The sequence below is a fragment of the Steroidobacter sp. genome, assembly GCF_016790065.1.
Taxonomy (GTDB): domain Bacteria; phylum Pseudomonadota; class Gammaproteobacteria; order Steroidobacterales; family Steroidobacteraceae; genus Steroidobacter.
The window spans coordinates 1-7,216 of record NZ_JAEUPY010000888.1; the positions used below are offsets into that span (position 1 = coordinate 1).

Sequence of the window (7,216 nt, forward strand, 5' to 3'; positions counted from 1 at the left end):
AAGGTTGCCAAGCAGGAGATCGCGCTGATCAAAGTCGTTGTTCCCAATATGACTTTGCAGGTGGTCGATTGGGCGATTCAGGCTCATGGCGCGGGTGGTGTTTCCAACGATTTCCCGTTGGCTAAGCTTTGGGCTGGGCAACGCACTTTGCGTTTGGCGGATGGGCCGGATGAGGTTCATCGGAATGCCATCGCCAAGTTGGAATTGGCTCGTCATGCTGGGACGCCCGGTGTTGACGTTGATATGCCGGTTACTCGCGGGAGCTGATTTGGTTGCTCGCTTCGCGGTGCTCGCTGAGGCTTAGTCGGCTTGCGCCGACTTCGGAGTCGGAGGCGGAGGCCTCAGTGGCTGGCGCCGGCCGAGGTGCCCTCCCTCCTGCCCGGCACCGCGCACGGCCGCAGCGCGTTGCGCTGCTTGCCGCACATCCATGGTGAGCGCTGCTGCGACTAGCACGTCCCTGTACGTCGAAGCTGCCGGCAGGAGGGAGGGCACCTCGGCCGGCGCCTTCAGGTCAGGTGCGCGTTTCGGGTGAGAGCCGGCGTCCTCCTCCGCCTCCGATCTGTGTCTTTCCCCATGCAAAACCTCCGAAAGACGGTGAGTGCTGCTCTTTAGCCAGCGCTGCAACCTTCTACCTCTGTGTCACGTCTCAATCACAAGAGCACTGGCCAGCCTTGTAAAGGCGGCGGTGGGGCGACTTGATGGGAGAGGGCAATGACTTTCGTATTAGTTGTGTTCGTCTGGTGTTTGGTGGCTATCGTCGCCTGGCCATTGGCATTGCTGTTGCTCTTGCTGATGCCGCTGCTCTGGCTGATCTCACTCCCGTTCGTGGCGTTGGGCGTGGTCATCCAAGCGACGTTTGCGCTGATGAAGGCAATCCTGTTCTTGCCAGCCCGATTGCTCGGCTATCGCGGCTAAGCCAACTGCTTAGCGGGCCGTAAGGATCGTCCGCTTAATAACAGCAGCGAGCACATCCACCTTATAAGCATTCTTAGCAAGCGGAGTAGCGCTGCGGACAGCCGCAGCGGCTGCCGCCGAAGCTAGCGACTCATCGACACGCCGGCCAACCAAAAGCTCTTCGCTAGCAAGAGCACGACGCGGCGTCGGAGCAACCCATCCCAGAACAATCTTGGCGGCAGCGATCGTGTCGCCGCTCATCTGCAAAACGACAGCGACGTCGCAGATGGGCCAATCGTAACTATCTCGTTCCGTCTGCTTGAAATAAGCACACCGCGTGCCCGCGGTAATAGCCGGCACGCTAACGTGCGTCAAAACCTCACCATCGGCGATGGCAGTGTCGCGATCCCGCTGCATCGATGGCGGCAATAAAAACTCACTAAGCAACACACTCTGCGACGAACCGTCGGAGCGAGTCAAATGCACGCTCGCATCGTAAGCGACCAAAGCGGTCGCCGGCGTAGAAGCATGCACCATCACCGTCTCCGAATTATCAAAGATGGCGTGATACTGATGCTCGCTATGATCCGCCTCAGCGACCTGATGAAAGTGTTCGTTTCGAAAATACCAACACCGCGACCGCTGCAGTAAATTCCCGCCGATGGTGGCGGCATTCCGCACTTGAGGCGTAGCTGCATGCGAGGCTGCTTCAGCCAACGCGCGATAGTGCGAGCGAATCCCAGCATCGCGTTCGATCTGTGCCAAAGTCACCAACGTGCCGAGCCGCAAGCCTGAATTGTCGAGAGTCCGCTCGCCGAGCGAGGAGATCGACTTCAAGTTCACGACCCGCGATGGCCGCACGATCCGTTCTTTCATGAGATCGAGCAAATCCAACCCGCCGGCTTTAGCGACCACGGGTGCCTGCGCTGAAGTAGCAGCGAGCAGCGACGCAGCTTCTGCGACGGACTTGGCATCGACCCACTCGAAGCTCTGCATGATCACTCCGACCGTAGGGCCGCGAGCACGTTCGCGGGTGTCATGGGCAACGTGTAGATGCGTTTGCCGGTGGCATTGAAAAAAGCATTGGCTATCGCAGCGGCAGTGGCGACGTTGGCGGGTTCGGCGACGCCGCGAGCGTCGGTGGAGGATTGGCGGCCGAGAAGTTCGATCAGGTGCACATCGATCTGCGGCGTCTCGCGAGAGCCGACGATTTTGTATTGATCGATGTTGGCGTTGAGCTGCACGCCGGTGGCACCGTCGAGCCGACGATCTTCGTACAGCGCGAAGCTCACGCCTTGAACCACGCCGCCGAGGATTTGGCTTTCGACCAGCTTGGGATTGATTGGGCGGCCGCAGTCATGCACGGCGACCACGCGCTCCACTTTGACTACGCCGGTCTCAGTGTCGACGCTCACTTCAGCGAACTGCACGCCGCCGATTGCGTGCGGGCTGATGTGTAGATCGCCGGCTTTGCGCGCGTAACCTTCGTAGTCGTCGCGGCGATCAGCGCGATGCGTGAGCGAATCGATGCCGGCGCGTTTCAGCGCTTCGGCGAAGCCAACGAACACCGACGGATCGTCACGCTTCTCGATCCGTCCGCGACGGAACACTAAGTCATCGGCCTGAACATTCAACAGCGGTGCAACTCGCGAGGCGATGTCGCGAGCTGCGGCATAGGCGGCGTTACGCGCGGCGGGAGTCATCGAACTCGTGACCCGACTGCCACCCGAAGGCGGTCCCGGTGGATAGCGAGTGTCGCCGACGTGCACAGAAATATCCTCGGCTCGAAGTCCGAGTTCTTCAGCGACGACTTGCGCGAACACAGTCCGCGTGCCGGTGCCGATGTCTTGCGTGCCGCAGAACGCATCGACAGAGCCGTCGCCGCTGATGCGAATCTCACAAGTGGCGTAGCGGTTGACGATGTAAGGCCACATGGACTGAGCCATGCCCACGCCGCGTTTGACCGGGCCCGAGTCGCTAGCCGGCGCGCGCCGCCTCGACCAACCGAATTTCTCTACGCCGATGCGTCGCTCGGCAGCGCGGGCGCGAACATCGTCGGCGTCGCGCGTGTCGATCTTGTCTCGTAACGCCACTGGGTCCATGCCGAGGTTGGCGGCGATAGCATCGATGGCTTGTTCGAACGCGAAGATGCCTTGCACCTGGCCGGGCCCGCGAAACGCTGTGGATGGCCCGCCGTTGGTGAACACGTCGTAATGTTCGATGCTCACGTTCGGGCACGGATACATGTTGTGGTGACATGAGCCGACGCTAGCGCCCGCGGCGACGCCGCCGCTGCCGAAGCTGTGCAATTCGATGGCAGTCAAGGTGCCGTCGCGTTTGGCGCCGACCTTGAGTCGTTGCAGGCTGCTGGGTCGATTGCCGACGGACACATGTTCTTCGCGCCGGTCCAGCACCATGCGCACCGGCGCGCGAGCTTTGCGCGACAGGTGGATCGCCAGAATGCCGTAGTTGCCGATGCCGTACTTGGCGCCGAAGCCGCCGCCGGTGTAGTCGCTGATCGCGCGGATCTTTTCCTTGGGCAGATTGAAAACATCTGCGGCTTCGTCGCGCACGCTCATCACGTGTTGCGTCGATGAGTACAGAGTCAGTTCGTCGTCGCGCCAGTCGGCAACGATGCCGTGCGGTTCGAGCGGCGTGTGAGTTTGCACTTGAGTGCGATACTCGCCTTCGACGATCACGTCGGCATCGCGAAAGCCCCAGTGAGTGTCGCCGCGTGAGCCGCCTTTGCTGGGGCCGCGCAAGTTGCCTTTCTGAGGCAAGCCTTTCGCCGCGCCGCCGCCGCCCGCGGTGGCAGCTTGTTCGGTGGGACCAGGAAACACGGGCGGCGCGTCCGTCTGCATCGCCTGTTCCAGCTCGGTGACGTGGGGGATCAGTTCATATTCAACTCGAATCAGCGCCAACGCGGCTTCGGCAGCTCGTGCTGATGTCGCAGCGACCGCGGCGAGAGGTTGTCCCGTGAAGCGCACGGTGGGGTAGGGCTGCTTTGCTTCGTCGCCTGGGTCGCGCAACTGCGCAACCATTAGCAAACGTTCCAGCACATGCACGGCGCGGACGCCGGGATACTTCTCGGCGCGTGAGGTATCGATAGACTTGATGCGTGCGTGCGGCACAGTGCTGTTGAGTGTGCGCGCGTACAGCATCCCGGGCAGTTGTACATCGAACGTGTAGCGTGCACGGCCGGTGACTTTGTCCAACGCGTCCATGCGTGGGACGTCTTTGCCGACGACCTGCAGTTCAGCGTTGATGGGCCATGCGGGTGGTTCCGAGCCGGGTACGTTGCGAGTGACCGGCTGCATGCGGTCGCCGACGATACCGGCCTGTAACTGACGTTCTTGAGTGGGGGCCGCGTCGCTCATGTCGCGGGTTCTTTCTCGTCAGCGCGCACGGCTTCGGCCGCAGCCAGCGTGGCTTTGAAAATGTTTGGATACGTTCCGCAGCGACACAGGTGGCCGGAGATCGCGGTCTTCACATCTTCGAGCGTGCAGCGAGGATTGTTGTTCACCAAGTGTGCGCAGCTCATCACCATGCCCGGCGTGCAGAACCCGCACTGGAGCGCGTCGTGCTCGATGAAGGCGCGTTGTACCGGATGTAACTTGCCTTCGCGGCTCAGGCCTTCGATGGTGGTGATGCTTCGCTCGCGCGCATCGAAGGCAAGTGTCATGCAACTGGCGGCGACTTCGCCGTCGATCCACACGGTGCATGCTGAGCACGCGCCGCGGTCGCAGCCGATCTTGGTGCCGGTGAGTCCGAGTGCGTCGCGCAGGAACTCCACCAGCGTGGTCGCTGGGTCGGCGAGCGCGGTTTGTATTTCGCCGTTGACGTTGAGAGACAGCGACACGGGTTCCGGACCCAAAGTGTCGGGAGTTTCGCTGCCTGAGATATTACGGGTGGCGACGTTCATGGGAGCCTCCGTGAAGCCAATCCTTCAGCGCCAGGTCCCTGTGCCGGTCGCACGTGATGTCGACCAATTACGGCAACGCTTCGGCGCCGGTTGAGTTCCGGCGCCTGCCCCGTGAGTGGGGGCGCGCGAGATCAGCGTGTAATCGGGCGCTCGCGTAGTGACGCGTTGATTTCTTCGAGATCGGCGCGGTCGAGTGTTCCGGTCGCCAGCTGCAGCTGTAGGACGTTCAAGATGTAGTCGTAACGGCTGCGTGCATAGTTGGTCTGTGCTTCGAACAACCGACGGCGTGCATCGAGCACGTCCACGGTGGTGCGAGTGCCTACTTCGAAGCCAGCTTCGGTTGCCTGCAAAGCGGTGCGGCTGGATTCCAGCGCCTGTTTGAGCGCGCGTACGCGTGAGATTTCGCTCAACACGCCGAGATAAGCGTCGCGAGCAGAGCGTTCGGTTTCGCGATTGGCGCGTTCCAGGCGTTCACGAGCCGCGCGGTGCAGATAAACCTGCTGACGCACGCGAGACGAAGTGGCGCCGCCCGAGTAGATCGGCACGGTCACTTGGATGCCGATGGAATCAGTGGTCTGGGTCGAGTCGGCAGGCGCGCGGGACACGCCGGCTTGGTTGCGACCGACTTGATCGCCGGTGTAGTCCTGATCGCCACGGCTTGCCACCAGATCGATGGATGGCAAATGTCCGGCGCGCGCCACGCGCACGTCCTGCTTGGCGATGTCGGTGGCCAGGCGCGCGGAGATGACTTGGAGATTCTGGTCCAGCGCGGTGCTGACCCATCTTTCCTCGTCAGCCGGCTCGGGCGACTTCAACGGCATGTCATCTACCGGCGTGGCGAGCGTGTCGAACGATTCGCCAGTGAGTTCTCGTAACAGCTCGCGAGCGGTGGCGAGGGAACGTTTCGCTTGAATCAATGCAGCGGCGGCTTGGTCGTGCGCGGCGCGTGCTTCCTGAACGTCGGTGATGGCGATCAAGCCCACTTCGAAGCGCTTGTCGGCCTGTTCCAACTGCCGAGAAAACGCGTCCAGCGAGGCCTGCGCGGCGTCGACCGTGTCCTGCGCGGCGAGTACGTCGAAGTAACGTAGCGACGTGCGCTGAATCAGATCCTGCTGAGCGAACTGATAATCCGCCTCGGCTTGCGCCACTTCCGCGTCGGCACGACGCAGCGTCATCCATTGATCCCAACGGAACAGCGTCTGACGCAGGCTCAGATCATAGGATTTGGCGGTGAGGTCCGAGGTGCTGCTGATATTGATCGGCACCAGCGGGCTGAGCGGATCGGCGGGGTCGCTGCGCGTCAGCGTGGTGCGACCGCTGTCTTCATCGATCTTTGTATACGAGCCGCTGACTTCGAACTGCGGTAACAGCGCGGCCAGTGCCTGCGGCTTGGATTCGCGGCTGGCGAGACGATTGGCGTCCGCTTCGCGGATCTGCGGATCGTTCTGCAAGGCGCGTTGATAGACGGCAACCAGGTCGGCGGCCTCGGTTGCGGCCGAGGTGAGGAGCAAACTGCAGGCGGCGACGAGTAGCGGGGCGCGTACTTTCATCTTGTGCGTTCCAGTCCCAGTTCCATTCGCCGAATGATGACACGCTGGCGAATTAATTAATGGCGTGACGACGCGGCGTGGCTGCGCTTAACCATTCATGCCACTGGACCGCGCTGTTAAGCCACCGTCCCTGCGTTCAGTGGCGCCCCTTGAGACGTTTCAATACGTCGGAATGGTTGCATCCAGATCGCGCGACCAGGCGAGGATGCCGCCCGCGACGTTAACCGTGCGGAAGCCGTTTTGTTGCAGGAACTTGGCGACTTCCAGACTGCGCCGGCCGGAACGGCACAGCACCGCCACTTCTTTGCTCTTGTCCAACTCGCCGAGACGATCGGCCACTTCGCCCATGGGAATGTGCACCACCTGCTGTTCGGCCGGCACGCTGGCGACGCCGAGCTCCCAGCCCTCGCGCACGTCGAGCAGCGTCAGCACGTCACCGCGCTGGCGGCGGGCCAAGAATTCGGCGGGGGTGATTTCGGCGATCGGTTGCGGATTGCTCATGGGGGTATCCGGTCAGAACACGAATTCCGACGGGCGGGGGGCGTTCACCAGCGGCGCGAGCACGGTCTCGAACAGGCTCTCGCGCTGCCATTCACGTTCGCCCACGCGCGTCACCTTCCAGGCTTCCATGACCGGCGCCTGGCCGACCACGACGAACAAGCGGCCGCCGATGCGCAGCGCCTGCTGGAAGCGCTCATCGTACAGCGGTAGCGAGCCGGTCACCGCGATCACGTCGTAAGCCGACTGTTCGGTGAGCTGCAGGGCGTCGCCGACCTCGACCGACACATTGTTGACCGCCGCGGCGAACAGGTTGCGCCGGGTGAGTTCGGCCAGCTCTGGAAATATTTCC

8 protein-coding genes are annotated in these 7,216 nt (G+C 62.3%); 2 read left to right on the forward strand and 6 right to left on the reverse strand.

Annotation, left to right across the window (positions count from 1 at the left end; all coding sequences use genetic code 11):
• On the forward strand, nucleotides 1–267 hold a 267-nt coding region (locus JNL55_RS35715), incomplete at its 5' end, for an acyl-CoA dehydrogenase family protein (RefSeq protein WP_293866323.1).
• Between the two features lie 444 nt (nucleotides 268–711).
• The gene (locus JNL55_RS35720) at nucleotides 712–915 is read left to right on the forward strand and encodes a hypothetical protein (protein ID WP_293866326.1); all 204 of its coding nucleotides are present in this window, start codon (nucleotides 712–714) and stop codon (nucleotides 913–915) included.
• A 9-nt stretch (nucleotides 916–924) separates the two neighbouring features.
• On the opposite strand, the gene JNL55_RS35725 is transcribed toward JNL55_RS35720, so the two are convergent.
• From JNL55_RS35725 to JNL55_RS35750, 6 genes are all read right to left on the reverse strand, one after another.
• Nucleotides 925–1,890: an FAD binding domain-containing protein gene (locus JNL55_RS35725; RefSeq protein ID WP_293866328.1), complete on the reverse strand. Its 966-nt coding sequence runs from the start codon at nucleotides 1,888–1,890 to the stop codon at nucleotides 925–927.
• A gap of 2 nt (nucleotides 1,891–1,892) precedes the next feature.
• Nucleotides 1,893–4,271, reverse strand: coding sequence for a xanthine dehydrogenase family protein molybdopterin-binding subunit (locus tag JNL55_RS35730; RefSeq protein WP_293866330.1), 2,379 nt, complete (start codon nucleotides 4,269–4,271; stop codon nucleotides 1,893–1,895).
• Complete coding sequence (locus JNL55_RS35735) at nucleotides 4,268–4,816, reverse strand: (2Fe-2S)-binding protein (RefSeq protein ID WP_293866332.1); 549 nt, start codon at nucleotides 4,814–4,816, stop codon at nucleotides 4,268–4,270. The genes JNL55_RS35730 and JNL55_RS35735 overlap by 4 nt, the downstream gene beginning before the upstream one ends.
• A 131-nt stretch (nucleotides 4,817–4,947) precedes the next feature.
• Nucleotides 4,948–6,366 carry a TolC family outer membrane protein gene (locus JNL55_RS35740; RefSeq protein WP_293866334.1) on the reverse strand — a complete coding sequence of 473 codons (1,419 nt, stop codon included), beginning with the start codon at nucleotides 6,364–6,366 and terminating at the stop codon, nucleotides 4,948–4,950.
• Between the two features lie 159 nt (nucleotides 6,367–6,525).
• Nucleotides 6,526–6,867, reverse strand: a complete 342-nt coding sequence (locus tag JNL55_RS35745) for a rhodanese-like domain-containing protein (protein WP_293866336.1) — start codon at nucleotides 6,865–6,867, stop codon at nucleotides 6,526–6,528.
• Between the two features lie 12 nt (nucleotides 6,868–6,879).
• The coding region (locus tag JNL55_RS35750) for a protein-L-isoaspartate O-methyltransferase family protein (RefSeq protein WP_293866339.1) at nucleotides 6,880–7,216 on the reverse strand (337 nt) is incomplete at its 5' end.

Coding starts and splice junctions, on each gene's coding strand:
- JNL55_RS35720 (WP_293866326.1), top strand. CDS start 712: ATGACTTTCGTATTAGTTGTGTTCGTCTGGTGTTTGGTGGCTATCGTC.
- JNL55_RS35725 (WP_293866328.1), bottom strand. CDS start 1,890: ATGCAGAGCTTCGAGTGGGTCGATGCCAAGTCCGTCGCAGAAGCTGCG.
- JNL55_RS35730 (WP_293866330.1), bottom strand. CDS start 4,271: ATGAGCGACGCGGCCCCCACTCAAGAACGTCAGTTACAGGCCGGTATC.
- JNL55_RS35735 (WP_293866332.1), bottom strand. CDS start 4,816: ATGAACGTCGCCACCCGTAATATCTCAGGCAGCGAAACTCCCGACACT.
- JNL55_RS35740 (WP_293866334.1), bottom strand. CDS start 6,366: ATGAAAGTACGCGCCCCGCTACTCGTCGCCGCCTGCAGTTTGCTCCTC.
- JNL55_RS35745 (WP_293866336.1), bottom strand. CDS start 6,867: ATGAGCAATCCGCAACCGATCGCCGAAATCACCCCCGCCGAATTCTTG.